The sequence below is a fragment of the Alkaliphilus flagellatus genome, from assembly GCF_018919215.1.
Classification (GTDB): Bacteria; Bacillota; Clostridia; order Peptostreptococcales; family Natronincolaceae; genus Alkaliphilus_B; species Alkaliphilus_B flagellatus.
Map to the genome: position 1 here is coordinate 729,901 of NZ_JAHLQK010000001.1, position 21,167 is coordinate 751,067.

The following is a 21,167-nucleotide window of genomic DNA, read 5'->3' on the forward strand; positions in this document are numbered from 1 at the left end:
TTTTATACAACTTTTATTCTACATATAGTTGATTGTATTTTTAAAATATTGTATAATATAACCAAACAGGGACACAATAAGTCTTCGGGGGACTAAAAACGTCCCGAGGTGAAAGAAGGTGGATCATGAAGAATATCATTAATCTTCAAAAAAAAATTGTACCAGAAATTTTTCCAATATTAGAGAAAAGATATAATATTCTTCGAAATATATATTTGATGCAGCCAGTAGGTAGAAGGAATTTAGCAAATAAACTTTCTATAGGTGAACGGATAATAAGAACAGAAGTAGATGTTCTGAAAAATCAAGGGTTAGTAGATGTAGATGCCGCAGGTATGACAATTACAGACGAAGGCAAGATTGTAGCGGAAGAGCTAAAGGACTTTATTTACTCTATGCGCGGAATTGGAGAAATTCAAGATAGGCTAAAAAATAAGTTAGGAATAAGTAAAGTTATAGTTGTTCCAGGCAATGTGGAAGAAGATGAATTTGTATTAAGTGATCTAGGAAAAGCAACTGCAAAGTTAATTGAAAAGCTTGCAACTAGTAATACAAAAGTAGGTATTACTGGTGGTACTACTATGGCCGCTGTTGCTAAGGGAATAACACAGCATACAAAAAAGCAAAATATAAACATAGTTCCTGCTAGAGGTGGTCTTGGAAAACAAGTCGAAACTCAGGCAAATACTATAGCGGCTGAAATAGCTAGTAGATTAAATGGAAGTTACGAATTATTACATGCTTCTGATACATTAAGTAACCAAACTATGGAAATACTTTTACAAGACCGTGAAATTGAAAGAGTCATTAAAACTATAAAATCTGTAGATTTGTTGGTATTTGGTATAGGAAGAGCAGATACAATGGCGAGAAGACGCGAACTTCAAAAGGATATAGTTGAAAAACTAGCAGAATCAAATGCAGTATCTGAAGCATTTGGCTATTATTTTAATCAAGAAGGTAATATTGTACACGAGACAAAGACAATAGGCATTGATCTTGAAGACTTCCAGCGAGTTCCCAACACAATAGGAGTGGCTGGTGGACGAAATAAAGCTGAGGCAATATTAGCAATTACAAGTTTAAAAAAGTCTATGATACTGGTAACTGATGAGGCTGCTGCAACAATGATATTAGAAAAATTTTAAATAAAATATGGGAGGTTTTATTATGAGTATTAAAGTAGCAATAAATGGTTTTGGAAGAATTGGAAGAAATGTATTTAAGATAGCATCTGAGAATAAGAGAGATTGGGACATTGTAGCTATTAACGATTTAACAGATCCTAAAACATTAGCTCATTTATTAAAATATGATAGCCTATTTGGTAAGTTTAATGGAGAAATAGATTATAAAGACAATGCCATAATTGTTAATGGTAAGGAAATTAAGATTTTTGCAGAAAGAGATCCAGAAAATTTACCTTGGAGTGAATTAGGTGTAGACATTGTTATAGAATCAACTGGTATTTTTAGAAGTAAAAAGGATGCCTCTAAACATATTACTGCGGGTGCTAAAAAAGTAATTATATCTTCCCCTGCAAAAAATGAAGATATTACAATAGTGATGGGGGTAAATGAGAAAGATTATGACCCACTACACCACAGTGTAATTTCTAATGCATCGTGTACAACTAATTGTATAGCACCTTTGGCAAAGATATTAGATGAAAACTTTACTATTAAAAAAGGGCTTATGACTACTATACATTCTTACACAAATGATCAAAGGATCTTAGACTTACCACACGATGATTTAAGAAGAGCAAGGGCAGCGGCAGAATCAATTATACCTACTACTACGGGTGCTGCAGAAGCTGTTGCTTTAGTACTTCCGCAATTAAAAGGGAAACTAAGTGGTATGGCAATGAGGGTCCCAACACCTACAGTATCAGTTGTAGATCTAGTATTAGAGTTAGGCAAGGAAGTAGGTAAAGAAGAAATAAATAAAGTATTTAAGAAATCGGCAGAAGGAGAGCTAAAAGGTATACTAGAGTATTCTGAAGAACCACTGGTTTCTATCGATTATAAGCAAGATCCCCACTCTACAATAATAGATGGATTAAGCACTATGACAATAGATGGTACTATGGTAAAAGTAGTGGCTTGGTATGATAATGAATGGGGATACTCAGCAAGAGTAGTAGATCTTACTAGTCATATTGTAGCTAAGGGATTATAAGAAAACTTGTTTAAATTAAAGAAATTTTTACTATAGTGCAACTTATGGAAAGTATACATTAAAGCAATGTATACTTTCCTATGCGTTATAAAAAAATATATTTAATGTTATGTTCAAGGATTTAATTTTGTAGAAAAATGTGGTAACATATATATAACAATAACATATACTAATAGGTTAATGTTATATACTAATGGATTGTTTATTTCCAAGGAGGTATGGATGTAAATGCTTAATAAAAGAACAGTGGAAAATTTAGATGTTGAAGGTAAAAAGATCCTAGTAAGATGTGATTTTAACGTACCAATGGACAAAGAAGGAAATATTACAGACGATATAAGAATCAGAGCAGCTATGCCAACTGTAGAGTACATAATAAATAAAGGAGGGTCTGTAATTTTAATGTCTCATTTAGGTAGGCCAGATGGAGAGCCGAATCCTAAATATTCATTAGCACCTGTAGCAAAAAGAATTTCAGAGTTAATTGGAAAAGAAGTAAAATTTGCTTCTGATGATGTAGTAGTTGGAGATATAACTAAAAAGTTAGCATCTGAATTAAAACAAGGTGAAATTTTATTACTTCAAAATGTACGTTATCGTAAAGAGGAAGAAAAAAATAATGAGGATTTTTCAAAAGAGCTTGCTTCCTTAGGAGATGCATATGTTAATGATGCCTTTGGAACAGCTCATAGGGCACACTCTTCAACTGCTGGTATTGCTAAATTCCTACCTTCAGCTATGGGATATTTAATAGAAAAAGAAGTAAGCTTTATAGGCAAAGCATTAGAATCTCCCGAAAGACCTTTTGTTGCAATATTAGGTGGAGCAAAAGTTTCGGATAAGATCGGGGTTATTGAAAACTTGATAGATAAGGTTGATGCATTAATAATTGGTGGAGGAATGGCTTATACATTCTTTAAGGCTAAAGGCTACGAAGTAGGACAGTCTCTACTAGAAGAGGATAAGGTAAGTCTAGCTGCTAATTTAATTGAAAAGGCTAAGGAAAAAAATGTAGAGTTACTACTTCCAATCGATACAGTTGTAGCAAAGGAATTTGCTGCTGATGCAGATCACTGGACTGTGAACAGTAATAGTATTCCTCGAGAAACAATGGGCCTAGATATAGGCGAAAAAACTAGAGAGCTATTTGCCAAAAAAGTAAAAGAAGCAAAGACTGTAATTTGGAACGGACCCATGGGGGTATTTGAAATGCCTGCATTTGCTAAAGGAACTAGGGAAATAGCAAAGGCATTAGCAAATAGTAAAGCAACTACAATAATTGGTGGTGGGGATAGCGCTGCTGCTGTAGAACAATTAGGGTTTGCAGACAAAATGACACATATTTCTACAGGGGGAGGAGCTTCTTTAGAATTTTTAGAAGGTAAAATATTGCCAGGAATAGATGTGCTAGAAAATAAATAAGGTGAGGTGTAAAATATGCGTAAACCTATTATTGCTGGTAACTGGAAGATGCATAAAATAACTAATGAAGCATTAGAGCTTGTAAATCAAATAAAGGATGAAGTAAGCAAAACTGATGTTGAAGTAGTTGTATGCTGTCCATTTACTGTGCTTAGTGAGGTTAAAAAAGCTTTAGCAGGATCAAAAGTTAAGCTTGGAGCCCAAAATATGCATTGGGAAGATGAGGGAGCATTTACAGGGGAAGTTTCAGCTAATATGTTGAAAGATGTAGGAGTTGATTATGTAATAATTGGTCACTCTGAGAGAAGACAATACTTTAATGAAACAGATGAAACTGTTAATAAAAAGGTAGCTAAGGCTATTGAAAATGGATTAAATCCAATAGTATGTGTTGGAGAAACTCTGGAACAAAGAGAAGATAACAAAACTTTTGATATCATTAAAATACAAATATTAGCTGCTTTTGAAAATATTGATGATAAAGATATGGAAAATATAGTAATTGCATATGAGCCAGTTTGGGCCATAGGTACAGGAAAAACTGCTTCTTCTCAGGAGGCAAATGAAGTAATAGCATATATTCGATCTTTACTTGAAGAAAAATATGGATCAGAGATTTCGGAGGAAGTTAGAATTCAATATGGCGGTAGTGTTAAATCTTCTAATGCTACTGAAATTATGAATGAAACAGACATTGATGGAGCCTTGGTTGGAGGCGCTAGCCTAAAGGCGGAAGAGTTTTTAGGAATTGTCAATTTCTAGGAAGGAAGATAAATATGAAAAAGCCTGTTGCTCTTATTATTTTAGACGGCTTCGGAATAAGAGAAAGTAAATTTGGAAACGCTGTAAAAGCTGCTAAACTTTCAAACTACAATAGTTATATAAATAATTATCCTAATACACAAATTTCAGCTAGTGGATTAGATGTAGGACTACCAGAAGGACAAATGGGAAACTCTGAAGTAGGTCATCTAAATATTGGAGCTGGTAGAGTAGTTTATCAAGAACTTACCCGTATTACTAGAGAAATTGAACTAGGTAATTTTTATAAGAACACTAAATTTCTAGAGCTAATTTCCTCTGTAAAGAATAGCGGTAAGAAACTACATTTAATGGGATTAGTTTCTGATGGCGGTGTACATAGTCATATTGGGCATTTATTTGCATTGATAGATATGGCAAAAAAAGAAGGTTTAAATGAAGTTTATATACATTGCTTTCTAGATGGTAGAGACACACCACCAAAAAGCGCAATTGGATTTATTTCCGCTTTAGAGGATAAAACTAATGAAATGGGAATAGGTAGAATAGCTACAATATCTGGAAGATACTATGCTATGGATAGAGATAAAAGATGGGATAGAACTAAGTTAGCCTACGATGCTATGGTACTAGGCGAAGGGAGAATCGCTGATAATCCTTTAAATGCTGTAGAGATAGCATATTCATTAGGAGAAAATGATGAATTCGTTATGCCTACTGTAATACCCAATTCAGCCGGAAACTATGACAAATTAGAATCAGGAGATGGAGTTATATTCTTTAACTTTAGACCAGACCGTGCTAGACAGATAACTAGAGCGCTAGTTGATACTGATTTTGACGGTTTTGAAAGAGATAATGGTTATTTTCCATTAAATTATGTTTCTATGACTCTTTATGATAAAACTATTGAAGGAGTTAAAGTTGCATACGAACCACATATTCTAACAAACACTTTAGGGGAGTATATTAGTAAGCAAGGACTTAATCAGCTAAGAATCGCAGAAACAGAAAAATATGCTCACGTAACTTTCTTCTTTAATGGAGGAGTTGAAACTCCGAATTCAAATGAAGATAGATTACTTATTCCATCGCCTAAGGTAGCCACTTATGATTTACAACCAGAAATGAGTGCCTATGAATTAACAGATAAACTTATTGAGAAAATTGATGAAGATAAATATGATTTAATAATAGTAAACTATGCAAATCCTGATATGGTTGGACATACAGGAGATTTAAATGCAGTAGTAAAAGCACTAGAAACTGTAGATTGTTGTTTAGGTAAGGTTGTTAGTAAGGTTATAGAAAAAGGTGGTAGCTCCATAATTACATCGGATCATGGAAACTCAGAAGATATGATTAACGAAAAAAATGGAACACCTATAACAGCTCATACAACAAACCCTGTTCCTTTAATTATAGTTGGGGCAGGAGATATAAAGCTAAAAGAAGATGGACGTCTTTCAGATATAGCACCTACATTACTAGAACTTTTAAATCAAGAAAAACCAACTGAAATGACTGGAGAAAGTTTAATTCAAAAATAGAGAGGAGATTTACATATGTCAATTATAAGTGATGTTTATGCAAGAGAAGTATTGGACTCAAGAGGAAATCCTACTGTTGAAGTAGAAGTTTACTTAGAAAGTGGTGCAGTAGGAAGAACAATAGTTCCTTCAGGAGCTTCCACAGGAGCATTTGAAGCTGTAGAACTTAGGGATGGTGATAAAGGAAGATACTTAGGTAAAGGAGTACAAAAAGCTGTTGAAAATGTAAATGAAATTATTTCCCCAGAAATAATTGGGTTAGATGCAGTAGACCAAGTAGCTATTGATCAAATTATGATCGATTTAGATGGTACACCAAACAAAGGAAAACTTGGTGCTAATGCTATATTAGGAGTATCTATGTCGGTCGCTAAGGCTGCGGCAGAGGCTTTAGGATTACCTCTATTCCAATATTTGGGTGGAGTAAATGCAAAACAATTACCAGTACCTATGATGAATATTTTAAATGGTGGAGCACATGCAGACAATAATGTAGATATTCAAGAGTTCATGATAATGCCTGTAGGTGCTACAAGCTTTACAAATGCTGTAAGAATGGGTGTTGAAGTTTATCATAATTTAAAATCAGTTCTTAAGGAAAAAGGTCTAGCTACTGGTGTAGGTGATGAAGGTGGCTTTGCACCTAACTTAGCTTCAAACGAAGAAGCACTGCAAGTAATTGTTGAAGCTATTAAAAAGGCAGGATATACACCAGGAGAAGATATTAAGTTAGCATTAGATGTAGCAGCTACAGAATTATACGATGAGAATCAAAAAGTATATAAATTATCTGGTGAAGGTGTTACAAAAACTGCTGCAGAAATGGTTGATTTCTATGAAGAGTTAATTAATAAATATCCTATCATTTCAATTGAAGATGGACTAAGCGAAGAAGACTGGGACGGATGGAATTTAATGACTGAAAGATTAGGTAAAAAGATTCAAATAGTTGGAGATGATTTATTTGTAACAAACACTGAAAGACTAAAAAAAGGTATTAAAGCAGGAACGGCTAATTCAATATTAATAAAACTAAACCAAATTGGTACAATAACAGAAACATTAGACGCTATTGAAATGGCTAAGAGAGCTGGATATACTGCGGTAATCTCTCATCGTTCAGGAGAAAGTGAAGATTCTACAATAGCAGATGTGGCAGTAGCTATAAATGCTGGTCAAATTAAAACTGGTGCGCCTGCTCGTACAGACCGTGTTGCCAAATATAATCAATTATTAAGAATTGAAGATATGCTTGGATTTACTGCACAATATTTAGGAGAAGAAGTATTCTACAACTTAAAAAAATAGTAATATATACGCGAAAAATTAATGGCTTAGAATAATATTGTAAAATTATACCAATAATATAACGAGGATACTAGCATCCTCGTTATATTATTTTCCATTTATTCATTACCTTAGGAAACTGTAGAATCCCTTCTTAAACAGGTGAAACAAATATTTTTGATTGATTTTACCAATTTGCTATGTTACAATATGAATGTTAACTATAATATAGGAGGTGTGAAAATTGAGAATATTCCTAATGATTATTCAAGTAATAGCGTGTCTTATACTTATTGGAAGTATTTTATTACAATCTGGTAAAAGTGAAGGACTTTCTAGTGCATTTGGTGGCGGAGCACAGCTAATGGCTAAACAAAGCAGAGGTTTTGATGGTTTATTAGCCAAGGTTACTAAAATTGCTGCAGTTTTATTTATAGTTATAGCTATTGCGTTGGTTGCAATTCAATAGATATATAAAACAAAAGAAAACTGAATAGAAGGAGGATTATCATCAATGGACTTTATGATTTTAGCACCCATTGTAGGGGTAGTAGCACTTATATTTGCTTATATGCTCATTAGTAAAATCAACAAGGTATCTCCTGGTACAGATAGAATGAAAGAGATTGCTTCTTACATTCATGAAGGTTCTATGGCTTTCTTAACAAGGGAGTATAAAACTCTAGCTATTTTTGTAGTTGTACTATTTGTAATACTAGGATTTGGCATTGATTGGGAAACAGCTATTTCATTTATAGTTGGTTCTCTATTCTCAGCTTTAGCAGGATTTATTGGAATGCAAGTGGCAACAAAAGCTAACGTAAGAACAGCTAATGGAGCTAAAGAAGGTGGAATGAATAAAGCGTTAAGCGTAGCCTTCTCTGGTGGTGCTGTAATGGGTATGACTGTTGTTGGACTTGGTATTTTAGGAGTTGGTACACTATACATAGTGTTCACTAAGAATGTAGGAGAGATTGAAGCAGCCAGAATTATTACTGGATTCGCTTTAGGAGCTTCTTCTATTGCTCTATTTGGTCGTGTAGGTGGAGGTATATATACAAAGGCTGCCGATGTTGGAGCTGACCTTGTTGGTAAAGTTGAAGCTGGTATTCCAGAAGATGATCCAAGAAATCCAGCAGTAATTGCTGATAACGTTGGTGACAACGTAGGAGACGTTGCAGGTATGGGAGCAGACTTATTTGAATCCTATGTAGGATCAATTATTTCTGCAATTACTTTAGGTTTAGTTGCTTATGGCAAAAATGGAGCTGTATTTGCATTGGCTTTATCAGCAATTGGAATTATTGCATCTATTATTGGTACATTCTTTGTTAAAGGTGATGAAAAATCTGATCCAGGAAAAGCTCTTAAAATGGGTACTTATGTAGCTGGTATTATTACAGTAGTTGCTGCTTTCTTCTTAAGTAATAGACTATTAGGAGATTTAAAAGGATTTTTAGCAGTAGTAACAGGTTTAATAGTAGGTACTTTGATCGGACAGATTACAGAGGTATATACTTCTGGAGATTATGCCGCTGTTAAGAAAATAGCACAGCAATCTGAGACAGGTCCAGCAACAACTATAATCAGTGGTTTAGCCGTAGGTATGGCATCGACTGCTGCTCCTATTCTTTTAATCTCTGCAGGAATTCTAATTGCATTTGGGGTTGCGGGACTTTATGGTATAGCTTTAGCTGCTGTAGGGATGCTTGCAACTGCAGGTATGACAATTGCTGTTGATGCTTATGGTCCAATTGCAGATAACGCTGGTGGTATTGCAGAAATGTGCGAGCTTCCAAAGGAAGTAAGAGCGGTTACAGATAAACTAGATGCTGTAGGTAATACAACAGCTGCTATCGGTAAAGGCTTTGCAATCGGTTCTGCTGCACTAACTGCTTTAGCATTGTTTGCAACTTACACAGAAGCAGTTGGATTACAAGGAATTAACCTAATGGATCCATCCGTAATTGCAGGTATGCTAATTGGTGGTATGCTACCATTCTTATTCTCTGCTATGACAATGGAAGCTGTAGGAAAAGCAGCATTCCAAATGATAGAAGAAGTAAGAAGACAGTTCAAAGAAATCCCTGGTATTATGGAAGGAAAAGCAAAGCCAGATTATGCAACTTGTGTTGATATTAGTACTGCTGCTGCTTTAAAAGAAATGATAGTGCCTGGTTTACTTGCTGTAATCGCCCCAATCTTAACAGGAGTTTTATTAGGAGCAGATGCTGTTGGAGGACTTTTAGCTGGTTCATTAGTGGCTGGAGTATTAATGGCTATTATGATGGCAAATGCAGGTGGTGCATGGGATAATGCTAAAAAGTACATTGAAGAAGGTAATCATGGTGGAAAAGGAAGTGAACCTCATAAGGCTGCTGTTGTTGGTGACACTGTAGGGGATCCATTTAAGGATACTTCTGGACCATCAATCAATATTTTAATTAAGCTTATGACAATTGTTTCTGTAGTATTTGCTCCATTATTTGTGAAATTTGGTGCAGGAATAATTATGAATCTGATAAAATAAGATAAGCTCAAGACTCTTGATCTAAAAGATTGAGAGTCTTTTTTCTTGATATAGGGCATTGGCAAAATATTCAAGTTAATATATGTTTAATGATTAGGACTTACATATTATTAGAATGCTAAGAGAGGAGAATAAAGTATGATTAATCAGCTTTTACTATCATATTCTAGAGGCGAGCAAATTTTTGGTATATATATATTGCTAATTAGTTTGGTTGGCTTTGTATTAATGGGTATAGATAAATATAAGGCTTCAAAGGAAAAATGGAGAATACAAGAGTTTACATTGATGACTATTTCATTTATTGGTGGCGCAGCTGGAATTATGATTGGTATGATTATATTTAAGCATAAAATAAATAAGAAGAAATTTTCTATAGGAGTTCCACTTATGTACATATTTAACTTAATCGTAAATCGTGTAATTATATACTATTTATAGAAAAAGCCTATGCATAGATAGACTTTTTAGGATGTTAGTTAGAGGATAAATTTACATTTTAACAATAAAATTATGATTAATAGCTAATAATATATATAATTTGGCAATAATACTAGTAGGAAAAGGAGGGGTTAATTTGTCAGTAAAAGAAAAACTATTAGAATTTATGTACGAAACAGCCTATAGTCCAATGCTAGAAGAAGAACTTAGAAATGTTTTTGACATAGAGAGAAAACAAAGTGATGATTTTTCCAGCTTATTAGATGATATGGTTAGGGAAGGTTTAATTATTAAAACTAGAAAAAAGCGCTATGGTGCCCCAGAGAGAATGGGATTAATTGTTGGGAGATTACAAGTACACCAAAGGGGATATGGGTTTATAATTTCTGATAGACCTGAAGTATCCGATGTATTTGTGCCTGCTAACTTTATGAATGGTGCTATGAACAATGATAGAGTAGTAGCAAGAGTAAATGTAATAAATAGTGAAACACGAAAGGCTGAAGGAGAAATAATTAGGATATTAGAAAGAGCCAATACAGAAGTTGTTGGTATATACGAGGATAGTAGAAACTTTGGTTTCGTAGTTCCTGATGATCCTAAAATAAATGTAGATATTTTTATTCCTAAAAGCGAAACAAATGGTGCAAAAGAAGGCTATAAGGTAGTTTGCGAAATTACTAAGTGGCCAGAGGCAAGAAGAAATCCAGAAGGAAAAGTTATTGAAGTAATTGGACATAAAAATGATGTAGGTACAGATATACTTTCTATAATGAAAAAGTATAAATTGACTCCAGATTTCCCTCAAGATGTGGAGGCTGAGGTTGCTAAGGTAGGAGAGGAAGTACCAGAAGAAGAGAAAGCAAATAGGAAAGATTTAAGATCTATACCTATGGTAACTATAGACGGAGCCGATGCAAAAGACTTAGATGATGCCATTTCTATAGAACAACTATCAAACGGTAATTATAAACTAGGCGTACATATAGCAGATGTAACCCATTATGTACGAGAAGGAATGGCTCTAGATAAAGAAGCCTTAGAAAGAGGGACCAGCGTCTATTTAGTAGATAGAGTTATTCCTATGTTGCCTCGTAAATTATCAAATGGAATTTGTAGCCTTAATCCAAAGGTAGATAGATTAACTTTATCTGTATTTATGGAAATAGATAATAGAGGTACAGTTATTAACCACGAAATTGTAGAAGGTCTTATTAATATAGACGAAAGAATGATTTACGAAGATGTTTCTGATATTTTGGAAAAAGATGATCAAGAGTTAAAGCAAAAGTATTCGAATTTAGTAGATATGTTTAAAATGATGGAGAGTCTTTGTTTAATATTAAGAAACCGCAGAGAAAATAGAGGTGCAATTGATTTTGATTTTCCAGAATCTAAGGTAATTCTAGATGACAAAGGCAAGCCAATTGAGATTAGAAAATACGAAAGACGTATTGCTAATCGTATGATAGAGGAGTTTATGTTAGTTTGTAATGAAACTGTGGCAGAGTATTTCTACTGGCAAAATACTCCTTTTGTTTATCGTGTGCATGAAGATCCTAGTTTAGAAAAGCTTGAAGAGTTTAATAAGTTTATTCATAATTTTGGTTATCATTTAAAGGGATTAAATACGGAGATTCATCCTAAAACTCTACAAGATTTACTAAAGAAAATAGAAGGCACTAAGGAAGAAAGATTAATAAATACTTTGATGCTTAGATCTCTTAAAAAGGCTAGGTATGCTGGACATAACCTAGGGCACTTTGGATTGGCTGCAAAATACTATTGTCACTTTACATCACCTATTAGAAGATATCCAGACCTTGAAATACATCGTATTATAAAGGAGTCTATTAACGGAAAACTAAATAATAAGCGATTAGAACAATTAGGTGGAATAGTACCTAATATTGCAGATCAATCCTCAACAAGAGAAAGGCTTGCGGATGAAGCTGAGAGAGAAACTGAAGATTTGAAAAAAGCAGAGTACATGGCCGATAAAATTGGCGAAGTATATGAAGGTATTGTTTCAGGAGTTACCTCCTTTGGTATGTTCGTGGAGTTGGACAATACAATAGAAGGTTTAATTCGTTTAAGTTATTTAATTGATGATTATTATATTTATGATAGTGAACAGCATATGCTAATAGGTGAAAGACGGAAAAAAATATATAGAATGGGCGATGTTGTGAAAATAAAGGTGAGTAAGGTTGATATAGCGCAAAGAGAAATAGATTTTACTTTAGCGGAATAATCGGGTTATGCCCGATTATTCATACTAATATGGTCTGAATTGACAAATGACTATATTAATGATAAAATATATCAGTAACACTTGTGAAGTAAAGAATATATAAAGGGTGAAAAGCATGGCTAGTAAAGGACGAAAACTAATAGCAGCTAACAAAAAAGCAAGGCACGATTACTTTATTGAGGAAACCTTTGAAACAGGTATTGTTTTGGTTGGCACTGAAGTAAAGTCTATTAGGCAAGGAAAAGTTAATATTAAGGATGGCTATGCTCGTGTTGAAAATAGCGAGGTTTTCCTGTATAATGTTCATATAAGTCCCTATGAAAAGGGAAATATATTCAACAAAGATCCTTTAAGAGTAAGAAAACTTCTACTTCATAAGAGTGAAATTAGAAAGCTTATTGGATATGTTCAGCAAAAAGGATATACCCTAATCCCCTTGAGTTTTTATTTGAAGGATGGATTGATAAAGGTTGAGCTGGGCATTGGTATTGGTAAAAAGAATTACGACAAACGCCAAGATATAGCCAAAAAGGATGCTGAGCGTCGAATAGACAAAGAGTTACGTCAAAGACAAAAAATGTAATTTTGTTCCACTATAATTATGGGGGCGTACTGGTTTCGACGGGGGTTTGGAGTCATTAGTAGCGAGCCGTGTTTTGCTTGGGAGCACGTCAAAAACTGAGCATTAAAGATAAACGCAAACGATAATTACGCTTTAGCTGCCTAATAGCGCAGCTCGTTTCTCCCTAACCTCCCGCCGTTAGGATAGAAACGTCATCTATGCGGGGAACGTCTTAATGGATGCCTTGACCTTAAGTTGTACAATTAGGGCTGGTCAAATCTGTAGTATGTTGTTGGACGACAGAGGAGACGAGATTTAAAACAACAACTACGCTCGTAGAATCTGGTGGTAAAGGGCCTTCGGACAGGGGTTCGATTCCCCTCGCCTCCACCAAATAACAAATAAAACCGTACTGTGAAGACAGTACGGTTTTTGTGTTTTGAAATCTAAAACATTGAATAAATTATAGTTATTATATACTTACTTAATAGCTCTAAATTTGTTATAAAATTCTTCTTTTAATTTCAATGATTTTGCAGAGTATCTGCCATTTCTTGGAGTCACATTTTTATATTCATTTATAATTAATTGGGCTCTTAGCTTTTTTTGAGTAATAATTAGATAGGGTTCGATCTCTTTTAGAAGATTAATTGCATCATCATATTTTGTTATATATGTGAATGAATTCTGATGTTTTTTGGCAATGTATGCTTTTTCTTCAGGGGACATTATTACACCTCCCAAATATATGTTCTATAGTTGTATTATATCATAATGAATGTAATATTTTTGTATTAAGAAAAAACAAAGTAATTTTAAATTATGAATAAGGGTATATTAATTTATATAATACAAATTACACACTAAAAATATAAAATAAGTAGGAGATAAAATGACTAATAAAAAAGAAGTTATAGAAATGGGCTGGAACTTAGATAACAGCTATATTACTTTACCAAAAATATTTTTTAGCAAAATTAATTTAAACCCAGTACGCTCACCTAAGTTAGTTATTCTCAACTATCCTTTAGCAAAATCCCTAGGGTTAAATAGTGATGCCCTTGAAGGCTATGAAGGTGTGTCAATACTTGCAGGTAATAAGACTATAGAAGATGGCGCTTTTATTGCTCAAGCCTATGCTGGTCATCAGTTTGGGAACTTTACAATGCTAGGAGATGGCAGAGCATTATTAATAGGTGAGCAAATAACACCTTTGGATGAAAGATATGACATTCAGCTTAAGGGCTCTGGAAGAACTCCATACTCTCGTGGAGGAGATGGAAGGGCAGTGCTTGGACCTATGCTTCGTGAATATATAATAAGTGAAGCCATGCATGGCCTTAGCATTCCGACTACACGTAGTTTGGCAGTAGTTAAAACTGGTGAATCTGTAATTCGTGAAAGTAAAAAAGAAGGCGCAATATTAACTCGTGTAGCTTCTAGTCACATTAGATTTGGTACCTTTGAATATGCATCGAAATTTGGTAGTACGAATCAACTTAAAGAGCTGGCTGATTATTCATTAAAAAGACATTTTCCAAATATAAAAGATGATGAGAATAAGTATCTTAATTTACTTAATGAAGTAATAAAATCTCATGCTAGTCTTGTTTCTAAATGGCAAACCGTTGGATTTATACATGGTGTTATGAATACTGATAATATGACCATTAGTGGAGAAACTATTGACTATGGTCCCTGTGCTTTTATGGATAATTATAACCCAAATACTGTATTTAGTTCCATTGATATTAAGGGACGTTATGCATATAAAAATCAGCCTATTATGGCTGAATGGAATTTATGTAGATTTGCTGAAACCTTATTACCTTTATTGCATGAAAATCAGAAAGATGCTATAAAAATAGCTCAAGATGCTATTTCTAATTTCTCTGAGTTATATTATTTAAATTGGTTATCTAAAATGAGATCAAAACTTGGAATATTTAATGAAGAAGAACAAGATAAGGCCATCATTGAAGATTTACTTAATATGATGGAAAAGTACAGCGAAGATTATACTAATACGTTCCTTACATTGACCTTTAATAAGAATAAGGATAAAGACATGTTTAATAGTACAGAATTTGATAATTGGTATAAGGTGTGGCAAGAAAGACTTAAAAGGCAGCCACAGTCAAAGGAACTAGTACATCAGCTGATGAAGGAGTCTAATCCAGCAGTAATTCCAAGAAACCATAGGGTAGAAGAGGCAATAGCAGCTGGTGACAAAGGTGATTTTAGTGTTATGAGAAAGCTTCTTGATGTGATTTCAAGACCATATGAACATTCAAAAGACCAAGAGGAGTATGCAAAGCTACCTAAACCTTCAAATTGTCCTTACAGAACTTTTTGCGGGACATAGGATTTAGTAGCGACAAGACCTTATCCTTGATAAGATCTCTAGGTTTAAAATTTATATGAAAAATTATGATATATATTAAATTTAACCGTGGGTATTATGCCTACGAATAATCTTGGTAAAAAAATTCACGATAATATAATTGAGTATCATCGTGGATTTTTTTATTAAATTAGCTTAAGTACTTAAATATTGGTATAATGTAGGCATAGCGAGGTGAAAAGTTTTATGAGTATAGATAAGTTAAAAGAAATAGTAGACAACTCTACAAACATAGTATTCTTTGGAGGGGCAGGGGTTTCTACCGAATCTGGAATTCCAGATTTCCGCTCTGCAGATGGTATTTATAATAAAAAAACTAATCTACTTTATAGTCCTGAGGAAATTTTAAGCCACAATTTTTTCTTTAAACATATCGAAGAATTTTACAAATTTTATAAAGAGAAAATGATATATCGTGAAGCAAAGCCTAATTATGCACACATAGCACTAGCAAAATTAGAGGATATTGGTAAATTAAAAGCAATTATTACACAAAATATTGATGGATTGCACCAAAAGGCTGGTAGTAAAAATGTTTTAGAGTTACATGGCTCTGTAAATCGTAATTATTGCATTGGATGCAATAAGTTTTACGATGTAGAATATGTCATAAGCTCTAAAGACATACCTGTATGTGCTTGTGGTGGTGTTATAAAGCCATATGTTGTTCTCTATGGGGAACAACTAGATGATAATATTATATCTAAAACAATAGATAGTATAAGTAAGGCAGATACATTAATAGTCGGTGGAACTTCCTTAACTGTTTATCCAGCATCTAGTTTTTTAAAATATTTTAAAGGTAAACATTTAGTTTTAATTAATAAAACTCCTACTCCTTGGGATAAGCAAGCAAACATAGTTATAAATACTAATATTTCTGATGTATTTAAAAAGATTATATAAGTATATTGACAATAATATGAAGAAAAAATGTAATTAAAATACAACTAATCAATAAGAGAGGAGTAGTACAATGAAAAATTTATTTAACTTAAATAATAAAAAATATATACCTACTGCTCCAAGAGATAAATATACAAGTATTTAATTCATAACCGTATTGATGAGATATTCAATATGGTTTTTTAATAAATATTTGTTGACAATAAGAGGGTTAGGTTATATACTTAACTAAAATTATAATGATATAAAAAGGAGATTTAAGGAGATGGATATAACAGTTCTTAATTAAACTATTAAAATTAAATAGTTTGAAATGCTTAAAAAGTTCTAGAATAGAACTTCATTTAATCATGCATTTTAAGAACAATATCTTCTATTAAACTCTTTTATATAAACAGAATAACTATAAATATACACATATAAAAATATATGTTTGTTTTCTTATAATTAAAATATAGGCTAAATATATATTGTGTATTAAGTTTAATTTGAATGTAATAAAAGGTCTTTATATAAATAAAATCCCCATGGGTGATATTGTTCATCTGTGGGGATTTTTGTTTTTTTATGTAAGGAGGAAAGCATATGTTGTTAGAAGCTTTAAATATAAAAATTATGTAAAGGTAAAACTAAGTAAAAATTAAATTTAACTATAAAGGAGATAAGATATATGAATAAATTTGGCCCAAATCCAAACAGTATTTATCCTAATGAAAACATAAAGAGTATTTGTTATATAAGAAATGTTATTAAAAATCCTAATATTCAGGTTGGAGAGTACACTTATTATGATGATGTAGATGGAGCAGAAAAATTTGAAGATCATGTTACACACCATTATGAGTTTATAGGTGATAAACTTATTATAGGTAAGTTTTGTGCAATAGCAAAAGGAATAGAATTTGTCATGAATGGTGCAAACCACAGAATGAACTCTGTAACAACCTATCCTTTTAATATTATGGGGGGTGGATGGGAAAAAGCCACACCTACCCTTGAAGATTTACCTTTTAAGGGAGATACTATTGTTGGCAATGATGTATGGATTGGACAGAATGTTACAGTAATGCCTGGTGTGCATATTGGAGATGGTTCAATTATTGCTGCTAATTCTGTAGTAACAAAAGATGTTCCTCCATATCATATTGCTGGAGGTAATCCATGTAAAATTATAAAAAAGAGATTTGATGATGAATTGATTAATTATTTATTAAAATTAAAATGGTGGGATTGGTGTGAAGAAAAAATCTTTGAAAATCTTGAAGTACTTTGTAGCCCAGATTTAGATAGAATTAAGTCTATCAAATAACTTTTTAAGGTGAGAATAATTTTTTGATAGGAGAAATTTTGAATAGAGGATATCATTTCTGTTATTCGTCTTCACCATTGAAACAAAGGAAAGCTATGTTGATGAAAAAACATACAAACTAATATGTATTATTAATATATTGTGTACTAATTTGAATATAGAATTTACTTGAAAGGATTATGACTATGAAATTTGATGAATTATATGATATTGCAAAAAATACATTGAATCCTAGAAAACTTTCTAAAAACTCTTATGCTGGTTCTGTTGCAGCAGCTATTTTGAGTGAAAGTGGAAAAGTTTATACTGGAGTATGTATAGATACACCTTGTTCTATGGGATTCTGTGCAGAACACGCGGCTATTGCTGCTATGATTACTGCTGGAGAGAATAGAATAACAAAAGTAATTGCAGTTTATGAAGATGGCACAATAATTCCACCATGTGGAAGATGTAGAGAATTTATTTGCCAAATCCATGATGAAAACTACAAATGCGAAGTAATGATAAAAAAGGATCAGATACTTACTATTAATGATTTATTACCATCTCGATGGGAATAGAATTAATTCGTAATTTAAAATAAATAAGAACAGTAGAGAAAAAGGAGTCAAGTAGTTATGAGAAAATTTATTATTAACACATAGCAAAGGCTATTGTGTTAAAAACATAATCAAGTAAATAGCCTTTGTTTAATCCTAAGTAAGAAAAGTTAAATTTAGGAGGAGCAAAATGTGCTATATTAAAGCAGAAGACATATTTCCAAAAGAGATAATAAATTTAATCCAACAGTATGTTGATGGAGAATATATATATATTCCTAAAAAAGAAGGTAATAGAAAAAAATGGGGAGAAACGACTAACACAAGAAAAGAAATTAAAATTAGAAATGAAGATATTTATGAAGAATATAATAAGGGCATAGATAAAGAATCTCTTGCTACAAAATATTTTTTATCAAGAAAAAGTATAGACAGAATTATTTTACAGCAAAAAAGAAAATAATTAGCTTAATGAGCCATAAATTAACTTTATATAGTTTATGGCTTATTTTTATTTAGTAAATTTCATGTAAAAATATGAAAGGTGGTATAATTTATATTTATGTTATAATGAAGAACAAATAAATTTAAAAGGGGGAATGCATATGTTAATAAATTTAATCAAATTTATTGAATTAAGCTCCGAGCAAAGACTGTAATATAAATCAAAACATGATTTGTTAGGGGTTTTATGTAAAAATTTAAATAAGTGTTTTGTGTAGTTTTTGCTCAATTATTTACCCCGAAAGTAAATAGGAGTAGATAAAGTGAAATATAAAAAAGCACAAGATATATTACCTAAAGATATTCTTGAATTAATTCAAGAATACATGGATGGTGGCTATTTATATATACCAAGAAAATTTGAAAATAAGAGATCTTGGGGTGAATCAAGTGGTTCAAAGTTTGAGATAAGAGAAAGAAATATAGAGATATATAATAAATATAAAGAAGGTATATCAGTTAAACAACTTGCTAAAGAATATTATCTATCTCAAAGTAGTATAAGAAGAATAATATGTCAACATAATATATAGTAAAGTGGATACTTAATTTAAGACTAAGTATCCACTTTTTATATAAAGAAGATTATGATTTTCAATAGACAAACTTAAACAACTAGCGAAGATAATTTGTGCTCAAAATCTTTACAGAGGCATTCTCAAACGTGCAATAAGCAAAGAATATATGATAAAATTAAATTAAATTATAAAACATATAAATTATAATTTAATTTTTAATACTTAGAAAGAAGTATCCAAATAGGAAAAAAATTCACTAAAATCCTTATCAATGGGTGTTGGATATTTTACAGCTATTTTTTCCTAGAATAATCTTGATAAAAGTAGAGGATATATAAAAATAGAAAGGTTGATTCTAAAAATTACTATAAAATTAATAAAGTGAGGTGCCAATAAATGATAAATGAACAGAATAGTGCCAAAATTGAAAGAGTAGACCCTACAAATATTCCGTCTCCTGTCGGAAAATACAGCCATATAACAAAGATACCAAAGAACGCTGATATTTTTGTGACTTCAGGCCAAGTAGGTGTGGATATAGATAACAATATTCCTGAATCAATTAATGATCAAGTGGAGAATACGTTTAAAAATATTGCTGATCTATTAGCATCTCAACAATTATCTGCCGATAATGTAATTAAGGTTAATATTTGGGCAACTGAAGAAATTGATTGGGATTATTTATATGGTAAGTGGGATTCATTATTTGGAACAGAATATCCTTCAATGACTGTTGCATATATAAATGCACTAGGCTTACCTGAATTGAAAATAGAAATAGAATTATGGGCTGCAAAATAATTATTGTACCTTGTTCTATGAGATTTTGTGCAGAGTACGCGGCTATTGGGTTAAAAAAATATAACCAAGAAAAGTATATACAGAATTATTTTACAGCAAAAAAGAAAATAATTAGCTCAATGAGCCATGAATTAGTTTTATATAGTTTATGGCTCATTTTTATTTAGTAAAAGTTATTAAGGTTGTATCATAAAAAATACTAGGATAAGATATAAGAATATAATGTAAATATAGAAAAGGAGAAACTAAAAATGGGTGGGAATTTATTAATTAATAATAAAAGATATATTTATAGATCTAATTACAAAGATGACAGTATTTTAAGAGATAGTTTTAATAGTTTAACAGAAAAAACTTATGATTTTAATTTTAAACAATGGTATGAGGATGGCTATTGGGGAGATAAATACATACCATATTCTTTGTTAGATGGAGATAAGGTAGTATCTAATGTTTCGGTAAATATCATAGATTTTTTGATTTTAGGAGAGCAAAAGAGATATGTACAAATTGGTACTGTTATGACAGATGAAGATTATAGAGGACAAGGATTAAGCAGAGCACTTATGGAGGTAGTCTTAAAAGAATGGGAGGATAAATGTGATCTTATTTATCTTTTTGCTAATGACAGTGTTCTTGATTTTTACCCTAAATTTGGGTTTGATGTGTGCAATGAATATCAATACTCAATAGACAAAGTTAAAGAGGATAAGCCAGAAAAAATAAGAAAGATGAGTATGGATAATGATAAGGATAGAGAATTTGTTTACAATATGGCTTGCAATACAATACCTCTCTCAAAGGTTTCTATGAAAAATAATGCATCTCTTATAATGTTTTATTGTACATATTTTATGAAGGACAGTATTTATTATATTGAGGACTATGATGCGGTGGTTATTTGTGAGTTTAATGAAGAGGTTTTATATGTGCAAGATGTATTTGCCACAAAAGAAGTAAAATTAGATAAAATTATTAATGCAGTGATGACTGATAAAACTAAGAAAGTAGTTTTAGGATTTACTCCAAATAATATTTCTTCTTATGAAAAAAGTTTGGTAAATGAGGAAGATACGACTCTTTTTATTAAGAGAGGAAAAGATAACCCATTTAAAGCAGGAGACTTAATGTTCCCTATATTGTCTCATGCATAATGATAAAAGTATAATAAAATCTATTTTGATTATAAGT

At 32.1% G+C, this 21,167-nt stretch carries 20 protein-coding genes and 1 other RNA gene; 20 read left to right on the forward strand and 1 reads right to left on the reverse strand.

Annotated features, from left to right (window positions below; genetic code table 11):
• The first annotated feature begins 125 nt into the window (after nt 1-125).
• The 12 genes from KQI88_RS03330 to ssrA all read left to right on the forward strand — a co-directional run bounded on the left by KQI88_RS03330 (nt 126) and on the right by ssrA (nt 13,382).
• Complete coding sequence (locus KQI88_RS03330; RefSeq protein WP_216414927.1) at nt 126-1,148, forward strand: sugar-binding transcriptional regulator; 1,023 nt, start codon at nt 126-128, stop codon at nt 1,146-1,148.
• Nucleotides 1,149-1,170: 22 nt separating this feature from the next.
• Nucleotides 1,171-2,181, forward strand: a complete 1,011-nt coding sequence (gene gap, locus KQI88_RS03335) for a type I glyceraldehyde-3-phosphate dehydrogenase (protein ID WP_216414928.1) — start codon at nt 1,171-1,173, stop codon at nt 2,179-2,181.
• Nucleotides 2,182-2,409: 228 nt separating this feature from the next.
• A complete protein-coding gene (locus tag KQI88_RS03340; protein ID WP_216414929.1) occupies nt 2,410-3,603 on the forward strand; it encodes a phosphoglycerate kinase in 1,194 nt (397 codons plus the stop codon).
• A 15-nt stretch (nt 3,604-3,618) separates the two neighbouring features.
• Nucleotides 3,619-4,365 carry a triose-phosphate isomerase gene (tpiA, locus tag KQI88_RS03345; protein ID WP_216414930.1) on the forward strand — a complete coding sequence of 249 codons (747 nt, stop codon included), beginning with the start codon at nt 3,619-3,621 and terminating at the stop codon, nt 4,363-4,365.
• A gap of 14 nt (nt 4,366-4,379) precedes the next feature.
• Complete coding sequence (gpmI, locus tag KQI88_RS03350) at nt 4,380-5,915, forward strand: 2,3-bisphosphoglycerate-independent phosphoglycerate mutase (protein ID WP_216414931.1); 1,536 nt, start codon at nt 4,380-4,382, stop codon at nt 5,913-5,915.
• A 15-nt stretch (nt 5,916-5,930) separates the two neighbouring features.
• Entirely contained in the window at nt 5,931-7,223 is a 1,293-nt protein-coding gene (eno, locus tag KQI88_RS03355; protein WP_216414932.1) for a phosphopyruvate hydratase, read from the forward strand.
• Nucleotides 7,224-7,446: 223 nt separating this feature from the next.
• Nucleotides 7,447-7,671: a preprotein translocase subunit SecG gene (secG, locus tag KQI88_RS03360; protein WP_246579093.1), complete on the forward strand. Its 225-nt coding sequence runs from the start codon at nt 7,447-7,449 to the stop codon at nt 7,669-7,671.
• A 45-nt stretch (nt 7,672-7,716) separates the two neighbouring features.
• Complete coding sequence (locus tag KQI88_RS03365) at nt 7,717-9,732, forward strand: sodium-translocating pyrophosphatase (protein ID WP_216414933.1); 2,016 nt, start codon at nt 7,717-7,719, stop codon at nt 9,730-9,732.
• Between the two features lie 138 nt (nt 9,733-9,870).
• A complete protein-coding gene (locus KQI88_RS03370; protein ID WP_216414934.1) occupies nt 9,871-10,173 on the forward strand; it encodes a DUF1294 domain-containing protein in 303 nt (100 codons plus the stop codon).
• A 136-nt stretch (nt 10,174-10,309) separates the two neighbouring features.
• The gene (gene rnr, locus KQI88_RS03375) at nt 10,310-12,427 is read left to right on the forward strand and encodes a ribonuclease R (protein ID WP_216414935.1); all 2,118 of its coding nucleotides are present in this window, start codon (nt 10,310-10,312) and stop codon (nt 12,425-12,427) included.
• A 115-nt stretch (nt 12,428-12,542) separates the two neighbouring features.
• Nucleotides 12,543-13,010, forward strand: a complete 468-nt coding sequence (smpB, locus tag KQI88_RS03380) for an SsrA-binding protein SmpB (protein WP_212379182.1) — start codon at nt 12,543-12,545, stop codon at nt 13,008-13,010.
• Between the two features lie 20 nt (nt 13,011-13,030).
• Nucleotides 13,031-13,382, forward strand: a transfer-messenger RNA (tmRNA) gene (gene ssrA, locus KQI88_RS03385).
• Between the two features lie 87 nt (nt 13,383-13,469).
• Here ssrA and KQI88_RS03390 read toward each other — a convergent pair.
• Nucleotides 13,470-13,718: a hypothetical protein gene (locus KQI88_RS03390; protein WP_216414936.1), complete on the reverse strand. Its 249-nt coding sequence runs from the start codon at nt 13,716-13,718 to the stop codon at nt 13,470-13,472.
• A gap of 163 nt (nt 13,719-13,881) precedes the next feature.
• Here KQI88_RS03390 and KQI88_RS03395 point away from each other — a divergent pair, with 163 nt between their 5' ends.
• From KQI88_RS03395 to KQI88_RS03430, 8 genes are all read left to right on the forward strand, one after another.
• The gene (locus tag KQI88_RS03395) at nt 13,882-15,354 is read left to right on the forward strand and encodes a protein adenylyltransferase SelO (RefSeq protein WP_216414937.1); all 1,473 of its coding nucleotides are present in this window, start codon (nt 13,882-13,884) and stop codon (nt 15,352-15,354) included.
• 225 nt (nt 15,355-15,579) lie between these two features.
• A complete protein-coding gene (locus KQI88_RS03400; RefSeq protein WP_216414938.1) occupies nt 15,580-16,299 on the forward strand; it encodes an NAD-dependent protein deacylase in 720 nt (239 codons plus the stop codon).
• A 670-nt stretch (nt 16,300-16,969) separates the two neighbouring features.
• Nucleotides 16,970-17,608, forward strand: coding sequence for a Vat family streptogramin A O-acetyltransferase (locus KQI88_RS03405; protein ID WP_216414939.1), 639 nt, complete (start codon nt 16,970-16,972; stop codon nt 17,606-17,608).
• Nucleotides 17,609-17,793: 185 nt separating this feature from the next.
• Entirely contained in the window at nt 17,794-18,171 is a 378-nt protein-coding gene (locus KQI88_RS03410) for a cytidine deaminase family protein (protein ID WP_216414940.1), read from the forward strand.
• Between the two features lie 169 nt (nt 18,172-18,340).
• Nucleotides 18,341-18,613: a CD3324 family protein gene (locus KQI88_RS03415; RefSeq protein ID WP_216414941.1), complete on the forward strand. Its 273-nt coding sequence runs from the start codon at nt 18,341-18,343 to the stop codon at nt 18,611-18,613.
• A gap of 304 nt (nt 18,614-18,917) precedes the next feature.
• Nucleotides 18,918-19,187 carry a CD3324 family protein gene (locus KQI88_RS03420; protein WP_216414942.1) on the forward strand — a complete coding sequence of 90 codons (270 nt, stop codon included), beginning with the start codon at nt 18,918-18,920 and terminating at the stop codon, nt 19,185-19,187.
• Nucleotides 19,188-19,568: 381 nt separating this feature from the next.
• A complete protein-coding gene (locus KQI88_RS03425) occupies nt 19,569-19,976 on the forward strand; it encodes a RidA family protein (RefSeq protein ID WP_216414943.1) in 408 nt (135 codons plus the stop codon).
• Nucleotides 19,977-20,227: 251 nt separating this feature from the next.
• Nucleotides 20,228-21,130, forward strand: a complete 903-nt coding sequence (locus KQI88_RS03430; RefSeq protein WP_216414944.1) for a GNAT family N-acetyltransferase — start codon at nt 20,228-20,230, stop codon at nt 21,128-21,130.
• Nucleotides 21,131-21,167: the final 37 nt, after the last annotated feature.